Source organism: Agarivorans albus, assembly GCF_019670105.1.
GTDB classification, from domain to species: Bacteria; Pseudomonadota; Gammaproteobacteria; order Enterobacterales; family Celerinatantimonadaceae; genus Agarivorans; species Agarivorans albus.
The window spans coordinates 437,501-456,339 of sequence record NZ_AP023032.1; the positions used below are offsets into that span (position 1 = coordinate 437,501).

The 18,839-nt window shown below is 45.8% G+C and carries 21 protein-coding genes, 1 tRNA gene and 2 rRNA genes (1 of these 24 cut by a window edge); 23 read left to right on the forward strand and 1 reads right to left on the reverse strand.

Annotated features, from left to right (window positions below; genetic code table 11):
• The 20 genes from K5620_RS02055 to rplQ all read left to right on the forward strand — a co-directional run.
• Positions 1-1,899: ribosomal RNA gene (locus K5620_RS02055) — 23S ribosomal RNA — on the forward strand (it extends 991 nt beyond the left edge of the window).
• Between the two features lie 110 nt (positions 1,900-2,009).
• Positions 2,010-2,125 (forward strand): 5S ribosomal RNA (gene rrf, locus K5620_RS02060).
• Between the two features lie 40 nt (positions 2,126-2,165).
• Positions 2,166-2,241, forward strand: a tRNA-Thr gene (locus tag K5620_RS02065).
• Positions 2,242-2,564: 323 nt separating this feature from the next.
• Complete coding sequence (gene rplN / locus K5620_RS02070) at positions 2,565-2,933, forward strand: 50S ribosomal protein L14 (RefSeq protein WP_016402143.1); 369 nt, start codon at positions 2,565-2,567, stop codon at positions 2,931-2,933.
• A gap of 10 nt (positions 2,934-2,943) precedes the next feature.
• Positions 2,944-3,258: a 50S ribosomal protein L24 gene (rplX, locus tag K5620_RS02075; protein ID WP_016402142.1), complete on the forward strand. Its 315-nt coding sequence runs from the start codon at positions 2,944-2,946 to the stop codon at positions 3,256-3,258.
• 12 nt (positions 3,259-3,270) lie between these two features.
• The gene (gene rplE, locus K5620_RS02080; RefSeq protein WP_040307252.1) at positions 3,271-3,810 is read left to right on the forward strand and encodes a 50S ribosomal protein L5; all 540 of its coding nucleotides are present in this window, start codon (positions 3,271-3,273) and stop codon (positions 3,808-3,810) included.
• Positions 3,811-3,823: 13 nt separating this feature from the next.
• Positions 3,824-4,129, forward strand: coding sequence for a 30S ribosomal protein S14 (gene rpsN / locus K5620_RS02085; protein ID WP_016402140.1), 306 nt, complete (start codon positions 3,824-3,826; stop codon positions 4,127-4,129).
• A 26-nt stretch (positions 4,130-4,155) separates the two neighbouring features.
• Positions 4,156-4,548, forward strand: a complete 393-nt coding sequence (gene rpsH, locus K5620_RS02090) for a 30S ribosomal protein S8 (RefSeq protein WP_016402139.1) — start codon at positions 4,156-4,158, stop codon at positions 4,546-4,548.
• 15 nt (positions 4,549-4,563) lie between these two features.
• Entirely contained in the window at positions 4,564-5,091 is a 528-nt protein-coding gene (gene rplF, locus K5620_RS02095; RefSeq protein ID WP_016402138.1) for a 50S ribosomal protein L6, read from the forward strand.
• A 9-nt stretch (positions 5,092-5,100) separates the two neighbouring features.
• Positions 5,101-5,451: a 50S ribosomal protein L18 gene (gene rplR, locus K5620_RS02100; protein ID WP_016402137.1), complete on the forward strand. Its 351-nt coding sequence runs from the start codon at positions 5,101-5,103 to the stop codon at positions 5,449-5,451.
• Positions 5,452-5,461: 10 nt separating this feature from the next.
• The gene (gene rpsE, locus K5620_RS02105; protein ID WP_016402136.1) at positions 5,462-5,965 is read left to right on the forward strand and encodes a 30S ribosomal protein S5; all 504 of its coding nucleotides are present in this window, start codon (positions 5,462-5,464) and stop codon (positions 5,963-5,965) included.
• Between the two features lie 6 nt (positions 5,966-5,971).
• The gene (gene rpmD, locus K5620_RS02110) at positions 5,972-6,154 is read left to right on the forward strand and encodes a 50S ribosomal protein L30 (RefSeq protein ID WP_016402135.1); all 183 of its coding nucleotides are present in this window, start codon (positions 5,972-5,974) and stop codon (positions 6,152-6,154) included.
• Positions 6,155-6,156: 2 nt separating this feature from the next.
• On the forward strand, positions 6,157-6,591 hold the full coding sequence (rplO, locus tag K5620_RS02115) for a 50S ribosomal protein L15 (protein WP_016402134.1): 435 nt from the start codon (positions 6,157-6,159) through the stop codon (positions 6,589-6,591).
• Positions 6,592-6,599: 8 nt separating this feature from the next.
• Positions 6,600-7,925, forward strand: coding sequence for a preprotein translocase subunit SecY (secY, locus tag K5620_RS02120; RefSeq protein ID WP_016402133.1), 1,326 nt, complete (start codon positions 6,600-6,602; stop codon positions 7,923-7,925).
• Between the two features lie 41 nt (positions 7,926-7,966).
• Positions 7,967-8,080: a 50S ribosomal protein L36 gene (rpmJ, locus tag K5620_RS02125; RefSeq protein ID WP_000868186.1), complete on the forward strand. Its 114-nt coding sequence runs from the start codon at positions 7,967-7,969 to the stop codon at positions 8,078-8,080.
• 107 nt (positions 8,081-8,187) lie between these two features.
• Positions 8,188-8,544, forward strand: coding sequence for a 30S ribosomal protein S13 (gene rpsM, locus K5620_RS02130; RefSeq protein WP_016402132.1), 357 nt, complete (start codon positions 8,188-8,190; stop codon positions 8,542-8,544).
• 13 nt (positions 8,545-8,557) lie between these two features.
• Entirely contained in the window at positions 8,558-8,947 is a 390-nt protein-coding gene (gene rpsK, locus K5620_RS02135) for a 30S ribosomal protein S11 (RefSeq protein ID WP_016402131.1), read from the forward strand.
• Between the two features lie 26 nt (positions 8,948-8,973).
• On the forward strand, positions 8,974-9,594 hold the full coding sequence (gene rpsD, locus K5620_RS02140) for a 30S ribosomal protein S4 (protein WP_016402130.1): 621 nt from the start codon (positions 8,974-8,976) through the stop codon (positions 9,592-9,594).
• 23 nt (positions 9,595-9,617) lie between these two features.
• Positions 9,618-10,604, forward strand: a complete 987-nt coding sequence (locus K5620_RS02145) for a DNA-directed RNA polymerase subunit alpha (protein WP_016402129.1) — start codon at positions 9,618-9,620, stop codon at positions 10,602-10,604.
• Positions 10,605-10,642: 38 nt separating this feature from the next.
• The gene (gene rplQ, locus K5620_RS02150; protein ID WP_040307251.1) at positions 10,643-11,035 is read left to right on the forward strand and encodes a 50S ribosomal protein L17; all 393 of its coding nucleotides are present in this window, start codon (positions 10,643-10,645) and stop codon (positions 11,033-11,035) included.
• Between the two features lie 88 nt (positions 11,036-11,123).
• Here the strand turns inward: rplQ and K5620_RS02155 are convergent, their stop codons facing one another.
• Positions 11,124-12,386: a cyclic di-GMP phosphodiesterase gene (locus K5620_RS02155; RefSeq protein WP_016402127.1), complete on the reverse strand. Its 1,263-nt coding sequence runs from the start codon at positions 12,384-12,386 to the stop codon at positions 11,124-11,126.
• Positions 12,387-12,544: 158 nt separating this feature from the next.
• Between K5620_RS02155 and metA the strand changes: the two genes are divergently transcribed.
• The 3 genes from metA to mgtE all read left to right on the forward strand — a co-directional run bounded on the left by metA (position 12,545) and on the right by mgtE (position 18,820).
• A complete protein-coding gene (metA, locus tag K5620_RS02160; RefSeq protein ID WP_016402126.1) occupies positions 12,545-13,486 on the forward strand; it encodes a homoserine O-acetyltransferase MetA in 942 nt (313 codons plus the stop codon).
• Between the two features lie 89 nt (positions 13,487-13,575).
• Positions 13,576-17,256, forward strand: coding sequence for a methionine synthase (metH, locus tag K5620_RS02165; RefSeq protein ID WP_016402125.1), 3,681 nt, complete (start codon positions 13,576-13,578; stop codon positions 17,254-17,256).
• A 226-nt stretch (positions 17,257-17,482) separates the two neighbouring features.
• Positions 17,483-18,820, forward strand: a complete 1,338-nt coding sequence (gene mgtE / locus K5620_RS02170; RefSeq protein ID WP_016402124.1) for a magnesium transporter — start codon at positions 17,483-17,485, stop codon at positions 18,818-18,820.
• Positions 18,821-18,839: the final 19 nt, after the last annotated feature.

An 18,839-nucleotide genomic window follows, 5' to 3' on the forward strand; every position in this document is an offset into this window, starting at 1 on the left:
TCCCAAAGTGTATGTTAAGTGGGAAACGATGTGGGAAGGCTTAGACAGCCAGGATGTTGGCTTAGAAGCAGCCATCATTTAAAGAAAGCGTAATAGCTCACTGGTCGAGTCGGCCTGCGCGGAAGATGTAACGGGGCTAAACATACCACCGAAGCTACGGGAGCATGCTTGCATGCTCGGTAGAGGAGCGTTCTGTAAGCCGTTGAAGGTGAATCGTAAGGTTTGCTGGAGGTATCAGAAGTGCGAATGTTGACATGAGTAACGATAAAGGGGGTGAAAAGCCCCCTCGCCGAAAGACCAAGGTTTCCTGTCCAATGTTAATCAGGGCAGGGTGAGTCGGCCCCTAAGGCGAGACTGAAAAGTGTAGTCGATGGGAAACAGGTTAATATTCCTGTACTTCGTATAATTGCGATGGGAGGACGGAGAAGGCTAGGCCAGCGTGGCGATGGTTGTCCACGTGAAAGGCAGTAGGCGGTAAACTTAGGCAAATCCGGGTTTACATTACGCTGAGAGTTGATGACGAGTGTCTACGGACACGAAGTGGTTGATGCCCTGCTTCCAGGAAAAGTCTCTAAGCTTCAGATTATACGAAACCGTACCCCAAACCGACACAGGTGGTTGGGTAGAGAATACCAAGGCGCTTGAGAGAACTCGGGTGAAGGAACTAGGCAAAATGGTACCGTAACTTCGGGAGAAGGTACGCTCTTGATGGTGATGGGACTTGCTCCCTAAGCTGCTGAGAGTCGCAGATACCAGTTGGCTGCAACTGTTTATTAAAAACACAGCACTGTGCTAAATCGAAAGATGACGTATACGGTGTGACGCCTGCCCGGTGCCGGAAGGTTAATTGATGTGGTTAGCGTTCGCGCGAAGCTATTGATCGAAGCCCCGGTAAACGGCGGCCGTAACTATAACGGTCCTAAGGTAGCGAAATTCCTTGTCGGGTAAGTTCCGACCTGCACGAATGGCGTAATGATGGCCAAGCTGTCTCCACCCGAGACTCAGTGAAATTGAAATTGCCGTGAAGATGCGGTGTACCCGCGGCTAGACGGAAAGACCCCGTGAACCTTTACTACAGCTTGACACTGAACATTGACCCTACATGTGTAGGATAGGTGGGAGGCTTTGAAGCGTTGTCGCTAGATGACGTGGAGCCGACCTTGAAATACCACCCTTGTAGTGTTGATGTTCTAACGTTGGTCCCTTATCGGGATTGCGGACAGTGTCTGGTGGGTAGTTTGACTGGGGCGGTCTCCTCCCAAAGAGTAACGGAGGAGCACGAAGGTTGGCTAAGTATGGTCGGACATCATACGGTTAGTGCAATGGCATAAGCCAGCTTAACTGCGAGACAGACACGTCGAGCAGGTACGAAAGTAGGTCATAGTGATCCGGTGGTTCTGTATGGAAGGGCCATCGCTCAACGGATAAAAGGTACTCCGGGGATAACAGGCTGATACCGCCCAAGAGTTCATATCGACGGCGGTGTTTGGCACCTCGATGTCGGCTCATCACATCCTGGGGCTGAAGTCGGTCCCAAGGGTATGGCTGTTCGCCATTTAAAGTGGTACGCGAGCTGGGTTTAGAACGTCGTGAGACAGTTCGGTCCCTATCTGCCGTGGGCGTTTGAGAATTGAGGGGAGCTGCTCCTAGTACGAGAGGACCGGAGTGGACGAACCGCTGGTGTTTGGGTTGTTATGCCAATAGCATTGCCCAGTAGCTACGTTCGGAACTGATAACCGCTGAAAGCATCTAAGCGGGAAGCAGGCCTCGAGATTAATTCTCACTAGGACTTTAAGTCCTCTGAAGGGCCGTTGGAGACTACAACGTTGATAGGCAAGGTGTGTAAGTGCTGTGAGGCATTGAGCTAACTTGTACTAATTACCCGTGAGGCTTAACCATACAACACCTAAAGGGTGTTGCTTATAGATACTTTATTTAGAAACCATGAATACTTGTTAGTGCTCATGAGGTATTTCAGCTTTTTCGAATGTTAAAGACAACAGTTTTTGCCTGGTGGCAATAGCGTTGTGGACCCACCTGACTCCATGCCGAACTCAGAAGTGAAACGCAACTGCGCCGATGATAGTGTGGGGCTTCCCCATGTGAAAGTAGGTCACCGCCAGGCGCCAAATTAAAAACCCAGCTTATAGCTGGGTTTTTATTTCGCTGATATAGCTCAGTTGGTAGAGCGCACCCTTGGTAAGGGTGAGGTCGGCAGTTCGAATCTGCCTATCAGCACCATATTCAATTAAGCCCGGCACTATTGCTGGGCTTTTTTGTTTTTATCGGCCAATTATTGGTCGGTTTATCTGATTAGGTTGGGGCTAATGGCTTCAACTCTAATGACCCAAGCGTGAAATTAGCCTCTTTTTAGCTGTTTTTTACTTGCAGCTTGCGTGGTAACTCTTTGTTTATTATTGTTTTTTTAATTAAATCAAACAAAATTTAGACAATCCTACCAATTAAAAAATTAGGGTGTTATAATTTCGCGCCCTTTAATTAGGCAGCCAGAGATCTCAGCGCTAATTGCTGGGGTCAGTTGTAATATATAGCGGAGCACTGAAATGATCCAAATGCAATCTACTATGGACGTGGCGGACAATTCCGGCGCGCGCCTTGTACAGTGTATTAAGGTCCTAGGTGGTTCGCACCGCCGTTATGCACGAATTGGCGACATCATTAAAGTTACTGTTAAGGAAGCAATTCCTCGCGGTAAAGTTAAGAAAGGTGACGTTATGAATGCTGTGGTAGTGCGTACTAGAAAAGGCGTTCGTCGTCCTGATGGTTCTGTAATTCGTTTTGACCGCAATGCAGCGGTTATTTTGAATGCAAACAATCAGCCTATTGGTACTCGTATCTTTGGTCCTGTGACACGTGAACTGCGAAATGAACAGTTCATGAAAATTGTGTCTCTAGCGCCAGAAGTACTTTAAGGAGTCCAAAATGGCTAATAAAATCCAAAAAGGCGATGAAGTAATAGTTATTGCAGGTAAAGACAAAGGCAAGCGCGGTAGCGTAACCAAAGTTTTACCTACTGGAAAACTATTCGTTGAAGGCGTGAATGTAATCAAGAAGCACCAAAAGCCAAACCCACAATTGGGTGTTGCTGGCGGTATTGTTGAGAAAGAAGCGGCCCTTGATGCATCAAACGTAGCGATTTTTAACCCTGCCACTGGCAAGGCTGATCGCGTTGGTTTCCGATTTGAAGACGACAAAAAAGTTCGTGTATTCAAATCGTCTAATGAAATTGTAAAGTAACTGGAGTTAACGATGGCGAAACTGCATGACCTATATAAGGAAACTGTAACGCCTGAACTCTTAAAGGAGTTCGGTTACAAATCCATCATGCAAGTCCCTCGGATTGAGAAAATCACCCTTAACATGGGTGTGGGTGAAGCGGTTAATGACAAGAAAGTACTAGAGCACGCAATTGCTGATCTAGCGGCTATCTCAGGTCAAAAACCACTTACTACCAAAGCTCGTAAATCTGTAGCAGGCTTCAAAATCCGTGATGGATACCCAATTGGTTGTAAAGTGACTCTACGCGGTGAGCGTATGTGGGAGTTTTTAGAGCGTTTGATTTCGATCGCTATTCCTCGTGTTCGAGATTTCCGTGGTTTGAATGCTAAGTCATTCGATGGCCGTGGTAATTACAGCATGGGTGTACGTGAGCAAATCATCTTCCCTGAAATCGATTATGACAAAGTTGATAAGGTTCGTGGTATGGATATTACTATCACTACTACTGCCGAAACCAACGAGGAAGGCCGCGCTCTGCTGGCTGCCTTTAACTTCCCATTCCGTAAGTAAGGTAGAGTTAGTTATGGCTAAACAATCAATGAAAGCTCGTGAAGTGAAACGTGAAAAAGCCGTTGCTCGCTTCGCGGAAAAGCGCGCTGCGCTTAAAGCGATTATTAGCAGCGTGAACAGCTCTGATGAAGAGCGTTGGGACGCAGTGTTAAAATTGCAATCGTTACCTCGTGATTCAAGTCGGTCTCGTCAGCGTAACCGCTGTAACGTAACTGGCCGCCCACATGGCTACCTACGCAAATTCGGCTTAAGCCGTATTAAATTGCGTGAAGCTATGATGCGCGGTGAGGTTCCTGGCCTTAAGAAAGCCAGTTGGTAATCCACTTAATTACGGAGTAAACGATTATGAGCATGCAAGATCCTATTGCAGATATGTTGACTCGCGTTCGCAACGGTCAATCAGCAAATAAAGTATCTGTTGTTATGCCTTCATCTAAAGTAAAAGTGGCAATTGCTAACTTGTTGCAAGAAGAAGGTTACATCACAGGATACGCTGTGACTGGTGACGTGAAAAAGTCATTAGAAGTTACCCTCAAGTACTTTGAAGGTAAAAAAGTTATTGAAAAGATTGAACGTGTAAGCCGTCCAGGCCTACGCATTTATAAAGGTGCTAAAGACCTACCTAAAGTTATGGGTGGCCTTGGCGTTGCAATCGTTTCTACATCTAAAGGCGTTATGACTGACCGTGCAGCACGTAAAGCTGGCATGGGCGGTGAAATCGTCTGTTACGTAGCTTAACCGGAGGTAGGTAATATGTCTCGCGTAGCCAAGGCTCCCGTTACAATTCCTGCTGGCGTTGAAGTAAATATCAACGGCCAAGAATTAACGGTTAAAGGTAGCAAAGGTACATTGACTCGCGTTTTTAATGACGCAGTTGTTGTAACGAAAGAAGAAAACGAATTGAAATTTGCTGTAGTTGAAGGTGGTTCTTCAGCTCAAGCAGGTACAGCTCGTGCTCTTAGCAACAACATGGTTGTTGGCGTTACAGACGGGTTTGAGAAAAAACTGACACTATTAGGTGTTGGTTACCGTGCCGCTGTTAAAGGCAAGGTAGTTAACCTAACTTTAGGTTTTTCTCACCCTGTAGATTACACCTTACCAGAAGGTGTTACAGCAGAGTGTCCATCACAAACTGAAATCGTACTGAAAGGTGCTGATAAGCAAGTTGTTGGTCAGGTAGCAGCAGACATTCGCGCGTTTCGTCCACCAGAGCCTTACAAAGGTAAAGGTGTTCGTTACTCTGACGAAAATGTTCGCCGTAAAGAGGCTAAGAAGAAGTAGGTTAACACTATGGAAAAGAAAATTGCTCGTCTGCGTCGTGCAACACGCACTCGCAAAGCTATGCAAGAGTTGGGTAAAACCCGCCTGGTGATTCACCGTACTCCGCGCCATATTTACGCGCAGGTGATTGCACCTGATGCACAGGTTATTGCCGCAGCATCAACAGTAGATAAAGCCGTTGCTAACGGTCTTGAAAGTTTAAGTAATGTAGCTGCCGCTACTGCAGTAGGTAAAGCAATCGCTGAACGTGCTGCTGAAAAAGGCGTTACATCTGTAGCTTTTGACCGTTCAGGCTTTAAGTACCACGGCCGCGTTGCTGCGCTTGCAGAAGCAGCACGTGAAGCTGGTCTTCAGTTCTAAGGAGTGAGTCATGTCTAAATTTGAAGCACAAGCCGGTAGTGATCTGAACGAAAAGCTTATCGCTGTAAACCGTGTGTCAAAAGTAGTTAAAGGTGGTCGTATCTTCAGTTTCACTGCTCTAACAGTAGTGGGTGACGGTAACGGTCGCGTAGGGTTTGGTTATGGTAAAGCACGTGAAGTTCCAGCTGCTATTCAAAAAGCAATGGAAAAAGCGCGTCGTAACCTTACTAGTGTACAGCTGAGAGGCACTACACTGCAGCATCCTATTAAGGGTCGCCACTCTGGGTCGCGTGTTTACATGCAACCTGCATCAGAGGGTACTGGTATTATTGCCGGTGGTGCGATGCGTGCTGTTCTAGAAGTTGCGGGTGTGCAGAACGTATTGTCTAAGGCATACGGTTCTACTAACCCAATTAACATTGTTCGCGCTACTATCGACGCTCTTGAGAATATGCATTCTCCACAAGACGTTGCTGCGAAGCGTGGCCTAAGCGTCCAAGAAATTCTGGGGTAATAAGCCATGTCGAACAAAATTAAAGTAACACAGACTAAAAGCGGTATCGGGCGTTTGCCTAAGCACCGTGCGACTTTAACAGGTCTAGGTCTTCGTCGCATTAATCACACTGTAGAACTAGAGGATACTCCTTGTGTTCGCGGTATGATTAATAAAGTTTCTTACATGGTTAAGGTTGAGGGAGAATAATCATGCGTTTGAATACTCTTTCTCCAGCTGCTGGCTCTAAGCCAAATGCTAAGCGTGTAGGTCGTGGTATTGGTTCTGGTTTAGGTAAAACCGGTGGTCGTGGTCACAAAGGTCAGAAGTCTCGTTCTGGCGGTAGTGTTCGTCCAGGTTTCGAAGGCGGTCAAATGCCATTGAAACAACGTTTGCCTAAATTTGGTTTTACTTCACGTAAATCAATGGTAACTGCTGAAGTTCGCACTGCTGAGCTAGCTAAAGTTACTGCTGACGTGGTAGATTTGGACGCTTTGAAGGCGGCTGGTCTTATTACTCGCAACATTAAGTTTGCAAAAGTAGTACTATCTGGCGAAGTTAAAGCACCAGTTACCTTACGTGGCCTGCGTGTAACTAAAGGCGCACTGGCAGCTATTGAAGCTGCTGGCGGTAAAATCGAGGAATAGTACAAAACATGGCTAAGAATCCAGGAACAGCATCAGCAAGTGCACAAGGCGGCTTAAGCGAGCTTAAGAGTCGTTTATTATTTGTGCTTGGAGCCATTATTGTGTTCCGAGCCGGCTCCTTTGTGCCGTTACCTGGGATTGATGCCGCTGTACTGGCCGCGTTGTTTGACCAGCAGAAGGGTACCATTCTGGAAATGTTTAATATGTTTTCAGGTGGTGCACTTTCTCGTGCGTCTATTTTCGCGTTAGGTATCATGCCGTATATTTCGGCATCGATTATCATCCAGCTATTGACTGTTGTTCACCCAACGCTTGCCGAACTTAAAAAGGAAGGCGAGTCGGGTCGACGTAAAATTAGTCAATACACGCGTTATAGCACACTGGTTCTAGCAACCTTCCAAGCTATTGGTATTGCTACTGGCTTACCAAATATGATGGCTGGTCTGGTTATTAATCCAGGCCTACCATTCTATTTCACTGCGGTGGTTAGCTTGGTAACGGGAACTATGTTCCTAATGTGGTTAGGTGAGCAAATTACTGAACGCGGTATTGGCAACGGGATCTCGATTCTGATTTTTGCTGGTATTGTGGCAGGATTGCCTTCTGCAATCGGTCAGACGGCTGAGCAGGCGCGTCAAGGAGAGTTACATTTGTTGTTACTCTTGTTCATCGTTGCTCTTGTATTTGCGGTGACCTTCTTTGTGGTATTTGTAGAACGTGGACAACGTCGTATCGTTGTTAACTATGCAAAACGCCAACAAGGTCGCAAAGTGTTTGCTGCGCAAAGCACACATTTACCACTTAAGGTAAACATGGCGGGTGTTATCCCAGCTATTTTTGCTTCAAGTATTATTCTGTTCCCTGGCACATTAGCTCAGTGGTTTGGTCAAAATGAAGGCTTGTCTTTCTTATCTGACTTATCGCTAACGCTACAACCTGGGCAACCGTTATATGTGTTCTTGTATGCAGCAGCCATTATCTTCTTCTGCTTCTTCTATACTGCGTTGGTATTTAACCCTCGCGAAACAGCAGACAACTTGAAGAAGAGTGGCGCGTTCATTCCAGGCATTCGTCCTGGTGAACAAACCTCGCGATACATCGACAAGGTGATGACTCGTTTAACCCTAGCTGGTGCTTTGTACATCACGTTTGTATGTTTAATTCCTGAGTTTATGATGATCGGAATGAACGTTCAGTTCTACTTCGGTGGTACTTCGCTACTTATTGTAGTGGTGGTTATCATGGACTTTATGGCTCAGGTCCAAACCCATTTGATGTCTCATCAATATGGTTCGGTTCTGAAAAAAGCTAATCTTAAAGGTTACGGCCGATAGGGCGCCCTTGAGATTGGACTTTAACTTTTGCGGAGATAGCAATGAAAGTACGTGCATCCGTTAAGAAAATCTGCCGTAACTGTAAAGTTATTAAGCGCAACGGTGTTGTGCGTGTAATTTGCAGTGAGCCAAAGCATAAACAGCGCCAAGGCTAGTTAGTAGATTTCAAGACAATATTATTTGCAATGTGGTCATCTGTTGAGTATCCTTACGGGCTTTTCACAGATGGCCTTCGTTTAACACGAAAAATAGGAGTGTGCCAATGGCCCGTATAGCCGGCATTAACATTCCTGATCAGAAGCACGCAGTTATTGCTTTAACTGCAATCTTCGGCATTGGCTTAACCCGTTCACAGAAAATCTGTGCGGCAGCTGGTATCGCTGAAGATGTAAAGATCAGAGAACTTGACGAAACACAAATCGATAAACTTCGTGACGAAGTAGCTAAATTCACCGTTGAAGGTGATCTACGCCGTGAAGTATCTATGAACATTAAGCGCCTGATGGACCTCGGTTGTTACCGTGGACTTCGTCATCGTCGCAGTTTGCCCCTTCGCGGTCAGCGCACTAAAACTAATGCGCGCACCCGTAAAGGTCCTCGCAAACCTATTAAGAAATAAGGGGTGAGTGATAATGGCTAAAACTCCGACTCGCGCTCGTAAACGCGTAAAAAAACAAGTTGCTGATGGCATGGCTCATATCCATGCGTCTTTCAACAATACTATCGTGACTATCACTGATCGTCAGGGCAACGCGCTTTCTTGGGCTACCGCAGGTGGTTCAGGTTTCCGTGGTTCTCGTAAGTCTACTCCGTTCGCTGCACAGGTTGCTGCTGAACGTGCTGCTGAAGCAGCTAAAGACTACGGCCTTAAGAACGTAGAAGTGTTTGTAAACGGCCCAGGTCCTGGTCGTGAGTCTTCAATCCGTGCATTACATGCTGCGGGTTTCCGTGTGACTAACATCACCGACGTGACTCCGATTCCACACAATGGCTGTCGTCCACCTAAGAAACGCCGCGTGTAGTTTCTGGATAGATTGGAGAAAGAAAAATGGCAAGATATTTAGGTCCAAAGCTTAAACTTAGCCGTCGTGAAGGTACCGATCTTTTCTTGAAAAGTGGCGTACGTGCGATCGACACAAAGTGTAAGCTGGATACAGCACCTGGACAACACGGTGCACGTAAAGCGCGTCTTTCAGACTACGGTTTACAGCTTCGTGAGAAGCAAAAAGTTCGTCGTTTATACGGCATTCTTGAAAAGCAATTCCGCAACTACTATAAAGCTGCTGCTCGCCTTAAAGGCAACACCGGTGAAAACTTGTTGCAATTGTTAGAAAGTCGTTTGGATAACGTTGTTTACCGTGTAGGTTTTGGTGCAACTCGCGCCGAAGCTCGTCAGCTAGTTAGCCACAAAGCTATTCTAGTAAACGGTAAAGTGGTAAACATTCCTTCTTACAAGGTACTACCAGAAGACGTTATCAGTGTTCGCGAAAAATCTAAGAAGCAAGCGCGTATCGTTGCATCTTTAGAAATCGCTGGACAACGTGAAGCGGCATCGTGGGTAGAAGTAGACGCAACTAAGATGGAAGGCACTTTCAAGCGCCTACCTGAGCGCGCTGACTTGTCTGCGGAAATTAACGAACAGCTGATCGTCGAACTTTACTCTAAGTAAAGTTGAATTATAGAGAGGACACAATGCAGGGTTCTGTAACAGAGTTTCTAAAACCAAGGCTAGTTGAGATCGAACAAGTTAGCCCAACTCGTGCAAAAGTTACGCTTGAGCCGTTAGAGCGTGGTTTTGGCCACACTTTAGGTAACGCTCTTCGTCGTATTCTTTTATCTTCTATGCCAGGTTGTGCGGTAACTGAAGTAGAAATCGATGGCGTGTTGCATGAGTACAGCAGTAAGGAAGGTGTTCAAGAGGATATCTTGGAAATCTTGCTTAACCTAAAAGGTATTGCTGTAAAGTTAGAAGGTAAAGACGAAGTAACGTTAAGTCTTACCAAGTCTGGAGCAGGTCCTGTGGTTGCAGGCGACATTCAGCACGACGCTGATGTCGAAATCACTAACCCTGAGCACGTTATTTGTCACCTTAGCAGCAACGCTGAAATCAGCATGCGTATTAAGGTAGAACGTGGTCGTGGTTACGTACCAGCTTCAGTTCGGGTTCACTCTGAAGATGAAGAGCGTCCAATTGGTCGTTTGCTAACAGATGCGGCTTACAGCCCAGTAGAGCGTATTGCTTATACTGTTGAAGCTGCACGTGTAGAGCAACGTACTGACTTGGACAAATTGGTTATCGATATGGAAACCAATGGTACTCTTGATCCAGAGGAAGCTATCCGCCGCAGTGCAACAATTCTTGCAGAGCAGTTGGATGCCTTCGTTGACTTACGTGACGTAAGTGAGCCAGAAGAAAAAGAAGAGAAGCCAGAGTTTGATCCAATCCTGCTTCGTCCTGTCGATGATCTAGAGTTGACAGTACGCTCTGCTAACTGTTTGAAGGCAGAAGCGATTCATTACATTGGTGACTTGGTACAACGTACCGAAGTTGAGTTACTTAAAACCCCTAACTTGGGTAAGAAGTCGCTTACAGAAATCAAAGATGTATTAGCATCACGTGGTCTATCTCTAGGTATGCGCCTAGAAAACTGGCCACCTGCTAGCATCGCTGATAAGTAGTCACTGGTTTTAACGTCTTAATATAGAAGGATAAGGTCATGCGCCATCGTCAGAGTGGTCGTCAATTGAACCGAAATAGCAGCCATCGTCAGGCTATGTTCCGGAATATGGCCAGTTCATTGGTTCGCCATGAAGTTATCAAGACAACATTGCCTAAAGCCAAAGAGCTTCGCCGTGTTGTTGAGCCATTAATTACATTGGCTAAAAATGACAGTGTAGCTAACCGTCGTCTAGCTTTTGCTCGTACTCGCGATGCAGAAGTTGTTGGTAAGCTATTTGCTGAAATCGGCCCACGATTCAAAGAACGTGCAGGCGGTTATACTCGCATTTTAAAATGTGGTTTCCGTGCTGGCGACAATGCTCCTATGGCATACATTGAATTATTGGACCGTCCTGAAGTTGAAGAAGTAGTTGAAGAAGCTGCTGAGTAAACTCAGACACCAAGCTTAAAAAGCCGGACTTAGGTCCGGCTTTTTTTTGTCTAAAATTTGCTATCGCTTATTAACTAGGGGGTGATGCTTACAAACGTTTATTGTGGTCGAAGTAGTATGAAATACGTGCCCGAGGGTTCAGGTACTCAAACACTGCGTCCGGCAATGCGCTCGGCTTTAAGGCTTTTTCAATGGTTAACCCAGCAGCTTCTAAATCGATAATTGGCGCTTCGGTGCGAGGAATATTAGCATCGTAAACTTGTACCGCAGGAAATAACAAGCGTTCAGAGTTAACCGACATCACCAAGCCTATTTGGCCTGAACTAAGCTGCACTACGCTGCCAGGTGGGTAAATACCCAGCAAGCGGATCAGAATGCCTAAGTCTGCTGTATTTAGCTGTTCTTTACGCTGTTTATAAAGATATGAAATAACAGTGAAAGGAATGCGAGTTTGTTTCACATCTCGTGGATGACACAAACTGTCGTATTCATTTACCACTGAAATTAGCTGAGACAAGCGATCTATTTGCTCACCTTTAAGTTTTTTGGGATAACCACTTCCATCTAAAAACTCGTGGTGTTGCTCAGCAATTAACTTAACTTTGGCCGGTAGCGTTTCAGAGAGCTTTAGAAAATCAGCACCGTACTTGGTGTGCATTTTAAGTAAGTTTGCTTCTTGAGCAGTTAGCTTGCCGGGCTTACGTAAAATCTTATCTGGGATCTTCATTTTACCCACATCGTGGAATAATCCCGAAAGACCCAAAATCTTAATATCACGCTCGGAAAAACCGGCTGCTTTAGCCAACATCATCGCAAGGATAGAAACGTTGAGGCTATGGTAATAAAAACTGTCAGCGTCTTTGCTGTCGTTCATTAGATGAAGTACAACGTTTTCGCCGGACAGTAAGTCATCGGCTAAGTTGTTAATTAGGCTAGTTGCGTCGTCTACCGCATTTAGCGGGCGACTTTTGAGCTTAGACATTACCGCCCGCACTTGCGCCATCGAGCGATCGAACTCTTTTTCTACTTTTTGCAAGTTACGGCGGTAGTTTTTAAGTTCTTCGATACGGGCGCGCTTCTCTTCCCAAAGGGCTTTTTCTGCTTTCTCTTGGGCTTTGGGGTCGGCTTTTTTACTATCGCCATTTTCTTGGTCAACGGGCAGCGGTGGTTTGTCGCTCTTTTCGGGAACAACGATGACATGTTTTAAACCTAGGTTATGAATAACCTCAATTTGGTCTTGGCTTTTAATCTTGAAGCTGGTGAACATAAATGGGTGCTCGCCCCACTTAACAGGAAGCTTTACGTAAACTCCTATCTGTAAGCGTTCAACATTTAGCTTTAACTCTGCCATTTTTCCTTTCTACTTCATCCGTCTAGCCTGCATTATGAAGAATTTGGCACACAAAATCAGCTGCTTTTAACAAGTTCTAGACATACACTACAATCTAACTAAAATAGGTATCTAGATGTCTAGACATACATTGCCTGTTGTTAGCAAGGAACCTTTATATGCCAATTTGTATTCCTGATCAGTTACCCGCTGCTGAAGTATTGCGCAATGAAAACATATTTGTAATGCCAGAGAGCCGTGCAGCTCATCAGGACATTCGTCCCTTAGAAGTGGTATTGCTTAACTTGATGCCAAAGAAAATCGAGACCGAGAATCAGATCCTTCGCTTGCTTTCTAACTCGCCGCTGCAAGTGAACGTAAAGCTATTACGGATTAATCATCGTGTGTCTAAAAACACCCCGCAAGAGCACATTGACAAGTTTTATCGGGATTTCGAGAAATTGCGAGAGCGCAATTTTGACGGCTTAATTATTACTGGCGCACCGCTTGGTCAAGTTGCATTCGAAGACGTTTATTACTGGGACCAAGTAAAAGAAATCATCGATTGGTCGACAACTCACGTAACTTCAACGTTGTACTTATGTTGGGCGGCGCAAGCTGCTTTGTATCATTTATATGGATTAGAAAAACAGACGCGTGAGAAGAAGTTGTCAGGGGTGTATTGGCATCAAACTAAGCATAAGCATAACCCCTTAGTGCGCGGTTTTGACGATGCTTTTTTAGCGCCTTTGTCACGTTATGCTCACTTCGATTCTAATTTGATCACCGAAGAAACTGACTTAACAGTATTGGCCGATAACCCCGAAGCCGGTAGTTATTTGTTTGCCAGTGAAGATTTCCGTCAAGTATTTATTACTGGGCATCCAGAATACGCCGCCGACACCTTAGATAACGAATATCAGCGTGACAGCCAAGAAGGTTTGAATCCTCAGTTACCAGAGAATTACTACCCGCAAGATGATTGTGGCAACTCACCTTGTGCTACATGGCGCAGTCATGGTCATTTGCTTTACAACAATTGGCTAAATTACTGTGTGTACCAAATCACGCCGTACGACTTAACAGAGCTAAAACCAAAATCCGATAATATCTTGAAATAATTTCATATAACTTTATCGCAGCTAAGCCTTTAAAGGCAGTGTGCTACACTGCCGTGTCGTAATACCAGCGAAAGAAATAGGATGTTCCCGTGTCAGCAAGGCCTCAATTAGAAAAGCAACTTTCTCAACGCATCATGATTATTGATGGCGGCATGGGAACCATGATTCAATCTTACAAGTTGGAAGAGGCCGATTACCGCGGAGAACGCTTTGCCGATTGGCATACCGATGTGAAAGGTAACAACGATATGTTGGTCCTTTCTCAGCCTAAAATCATTGCCGATATCCACCGCGATTACCTACTTGCTGGCGCTGATATTCTCGAAACTAATACCTTTAACGCCACCACTATCGCCATGGCTGATTATGACATGGAAGATTATTCTGCTGAGATAAACCGAGAAGCAGCCAGAATAGCCCGTGAGGTGGCCGACGAAGTTACCGCGCTAAACCCAGAGCGCCCACGTTTTGTAGCGGGGGTGCTAGGGCCAACTAACCGTACCTGTTCTATATCTCCTGATGTGAACGACCCAGGTTACCGAAACGTTACTTTTAACGAGTTAGTAGAAGCTTACGAAGAGTCGACTAAGGCTTTAATTGAAGGCGGTAGCGACCTGATCCTTATCGAAACTATCTTCGATACCTTAAATGCTAAAGCTGCAGTGTTTGCGGTTAAATCTGTTTACGATGAGTTGGGCATCGATTTACCCATAATGATTTCCGGTACTATTACCGACGCGTCAGGCCGCACCTTAAGTGGCCAAACAACTGAGGCATTTTATAACTCCTTGCGCCACGCAGAACCAATTAGCATGGGTCTGAACTGTGCGCTTGGTCCCGATGAGCTACGCCAATATGTTGAAGAACTAAGCCGGGTAAGCGAGAGCTATGTGTCGGCTCACCCTAATGCGGGTTTACCTAATGCCTTTGGTGAATATGATCTAGAAGCCAAAGAAATGGCGGAACATATTGGTGAATGGGCTCGCGCTGGTTTCTTAAACCTTGTAGGTGGTTGTTGTGGTACAACGCCAGAACACATTAAAGCGATGGCCGATGCGGTAGAAGGTGTTACGCCGCGCCAATTGCCAGAAATAGACATTGCCTGTCGTTTATCTGGACTAGAGCCTCTAACCATTACCCCTGAAACCTTGTTTGTAAATGTGGGTGAGCGTAACAACGTTACTGGCTCGGCCATGTTTAAGCGCTTAATTAAAGAAGAAAACTACGATAAAGCCATCGAGGTTGCCTTGCAGCAGGTAGAAAACGGCGCGCAAATCATCGATGTGAACATGGATGAAGGCATGCTTGATTCTAAAGCTGCCATGGTGCGCTTTTTAAACATGGTTGCTTCAGAGCCAGACATTGCCAAAGTGCCGGTAATGATCGACTCATCTAAGTGGGACATTCTTGAAGCGGGTTTACAGTGTGTGCAAGGTAAACCTGTAGTTAACTCCATCTCTATGAAAGAAGGTGTTGAGCCTTTTATTGAGCAAGCCAAAATTCTTCGCCGTTATGGCGCTGCCGTGATTGTGATGGCTTTTGATGAAGTGGGGCAAGCTGATACGCGAGAGCGTAAGTTCGAGATTTGTAGCAAGTCTTACGATATTTTGGTGAATCAAGTAGGCTTCCCACCAGAAGATATCATCTTCGATCCTAATATCTTTGCTGTAGCTACCGGTATCGACGAACATAACAACTATGCGGTTGATTTCATCGAAGCGGTTAAAGACATCAAAGATAACTTGCCTCATGCAATGATCTCGGGCGGCGTCTCAAATGTAAGTTTCTCATTCCGCGGAAACAACCCTGTACGTGAAGCTATTCACGCGGTATTCCTGTATTACGCCATTAAAAATGGCATGGACATGGGTATTGTAAATGCAGGCCAGCTAGCCATTTACGAAGACATTCCCAAAGAGCTTAAAGACAAAGTTGAAGCGGTTGTACTAAATACCCATGACAACGCAACCGAAGAGCTGTTAGAGATTGCCGAGAAGTACCGTGGTGACGGAACTCAGCAAGAAAGTGCTCAAGATTTAGAGTGGCGGACGTGGGACGTAAACAAGCGCTTAGAGCACGCTTTAGTTAAAGGTATTACCGAATTCATCGAAGAGGATACGGAACTAGCTCGCCAAGCTGCAGAGCGTCCGCTGCATGTGATTGAAGGGCCATTGATGGATGGTATGAACGTAGTGGGCGACTTATTTGGCGCCGGTAAAATGTTCCTTCCGCAAGTGGTTAAATCGGCGCGAGTGATGAAGCGAGCAGTGGCCTATCTGCAACCTTATATCGAAGCCGAAAAAGGTGAAGGACAACGCTCTAACGGCAAGATTGTTATGGCCACGGTAAAAGGTGACGTACACGATATTGGCAAAAACATTGTTGGTGTGGTGCTGCAATGTAATAACTTTGAAGTGATTGACCTAGGTGTGATGGTGCCTTGCGATAAAATCTTAAAAGTAGCCAAAGAAGAGAAGGTAGACATGATTGGTCTATCTGGCTTGATTACACCTTCGCTGGATGAAATGGTGCACGTTGCTAAAGAAATGCAACGTACTGGCCTAGATATCCCACTGCTAATTGGTGGCGCGACGACTTCTAAAGCGCACACAGCAGTAAAAATTGAACAAAATTACGAAAAGCCAGTTGTTTACGTATCTAATGCCTCTCGTGCAGTAGGTGTGTGCCAAAGTTTGTTATCAGACGAGCTGCGCCCTGCCTTTGTTGAAAAGCTCGATAAAGATTACGACATTGTGCGCGAGCAGCATGCACGTAAGCGACCTCGTACACCACCAGTTACATTGGAAGCCGCACGCGATAATGCAGTAGATATTGACTGGCAAAACTATACGCCCCCCGTGCCTAAGCAGTTGGGCATTCAGCAATTTGAGAATGTATCGATTGCCGAGATAGAACCTTATATCGATTGGACTCCATTCTTTATGACCTGGTCTTTGGCCGGTAAATATCCACGTATATTAGAAGATGAAGTGGTAGGTGAAGAAGCCAAACGTATCTTTGCTGATGCAAAGGTAATGTTAGAGCGTTTTAAAGCCAAGGACGAAATAAAAGTGTCCGGTGTATTTGGACTATTCCCTGCTAACAGCGTGGGTGACGATATCGAAATTTATCGCGATGAGTCGCGTAGCGAATTGCTGGGTGTAAGCTCTCAGCTTCGTCAGCAAACAGAAAAGAAAAAGGGAGCCAACAATTGTTTAGCCGACTTTATTGCGCCTAAGTCTTCTGGCAAGGCAGACTATTTTGGCGCATTTGCCGTGACCGGCGGAATTGGTGAAGACGAATTAGCTGAAGCCTACAAAGAAGATGGCGATGATTACAACGCGATTATGGTGAAGGCGGTGGCTGATCGTTTAGCAGAAGGGTTTGCCGAATACCTACATGCTCAAGTGCGTAAAGAGTATTGGGGTTATGCTGCCGATGAAGCGTTAAGCAACGAAGAGCTGATTCGTGAAAACTATCAAGGTATTCGTCCTGCGCCGGGTTATCCGGCATGCCCAGAGCATACCGAAAAAGGCTTAATTTGGGAGCTACTTGATGTTGAACAACGCATTGGTATGCAGTTAACCGAAAGCTACGCAATGTGGCCTGGTGCAGCGGTATCTGGCTGGTATTTCTCGCACCCAGAGAGTCGTTACTTTGCAGTAGCGTCTATTCAAAAAGATCAGGTTGAAGATTATGCCCAGCGTAAAAACATGTCCTTGGAAGACGCTGAGCGTTGGTTAGCGCCTAACTTGGGTTACAACAGCTAAAACAACTACATATTTCTGCTCTGAGGCGCTGTTCTCAGAGCGGAAATTGCTTGAATTAAAGGCGATTCCCCCCTACAATTTGCGCCGATTTTATCACTGAGAATCTTCTATGAACCCGGACCCCGACAGTCGAAACTTTTATTGTTTTTTAAATCTTATACAAAAAATTTCCTTCGTGTAGTCCGTCTCGTTGATGTCTGGCTCTATGCGATAGCTGGAGCAGTACATGGCACAACTTCAACAAAAACTAGAGCTAGCCCTAGTTAATCTCGATAAACCAACTCTTCGTTCTACCCTTGATGAGTATCACTTTGCAGATATTGGCCAAGCTTTAGCTGAGTTCGAACCTAAAGAAGCGTTGCCGCTAATCTCTATGTTCTCCTTGGGTGATCGCGCCAAGGTTTTTTCTTATTTGCCGCCCTACCTGCAAGCCGATGTTGCCGGTTTAATGAAGCGCCATAAATTGGCTGCCTTGTTTTCGCGTATGGACGCCGATGAGCGGGCTGATTTATATAATGACTTAGACGAAGAGCAGCGCGCTATGGTGCTACCGGGTTTAGCGCAAGCCGAACGTGAAGATTTACGTAAGCTGTCAAGTTATGCAGAAGGTACAGCAGGGGCGATAATGACCTCTGACTACGCCACCTTAAAAGAGCATTGGTTAGTTAGCCGTGCGCTTAAGCAGTTGCGCTTAGAAGCGCCAGATAAAGAAACCATTTATCAAACCTACGTGATTGATGGCCAGCGCCGTTTGCGCGGTACTGTGTCTTTGCGTGAGTTGATCTTGGCCTCTCCAGATACTCAAGTACGTGAGTTAATGCGTACCGAAGTGGTATCGGTAACCGTTGAAGAGAGCCAAGAGCAGGCCGCTAAGCAAATTCGTCATTACGACTTACTGGCTTTACCGGTGGTTGATGAGGTGCAAAAGTTAGTGGGCATCGTGACTTACGATGACGCGATGGATGCAGCCGTTGAAGAAGCCACCGAAGATGCGCAAAAAAGTGCCTCGGTAGGCAAGTTAGATGAAACCGTCGATCGCGTGAGCATTTGGGAGCTGTATCGAAAGCGGGTAATGTGGCTGGTATTACTGGTGTTTGGCGCAATGTTCTCGGGTGCTGGCATTGCTCACTTTGAAGATACCATTGCCAGCCATGTTGCCTTAGTGTTCTTTTTACCTTTGCTTATTGGCAGTGGCGGTAACGCAGGCTCGCAGGCGGCTGCGCTTATGGTACGTGCATTAGCAACCGGTGAAGTAGACAAAAATGATTGGTCCAAATTATTTGCGCGAGAGCTACTGGTTGGTTTGGCCTTAGGCTTAACCATGGCAGCGGCAGTTTATAGTGTTGGTGTATTTCGTGGTGGACCAGATGTCGCCATGATCGTTTCAATGTCGATGATTATTATTGTACTAGTAGGCTCACTAGTCGGTTTGAGTCTTCCGTTCTTGCTCAATAAGATGAAGATGGACCCTGCCACAGCATCGGGGCCTTTAGTGGCAACCATTGCTGATGTATCTGGGGTATTGGTGTATTTTGGGCTGGCCAGCATGGTGCTAGGTTTATAAAGCTGCCATAGCGAAGAAA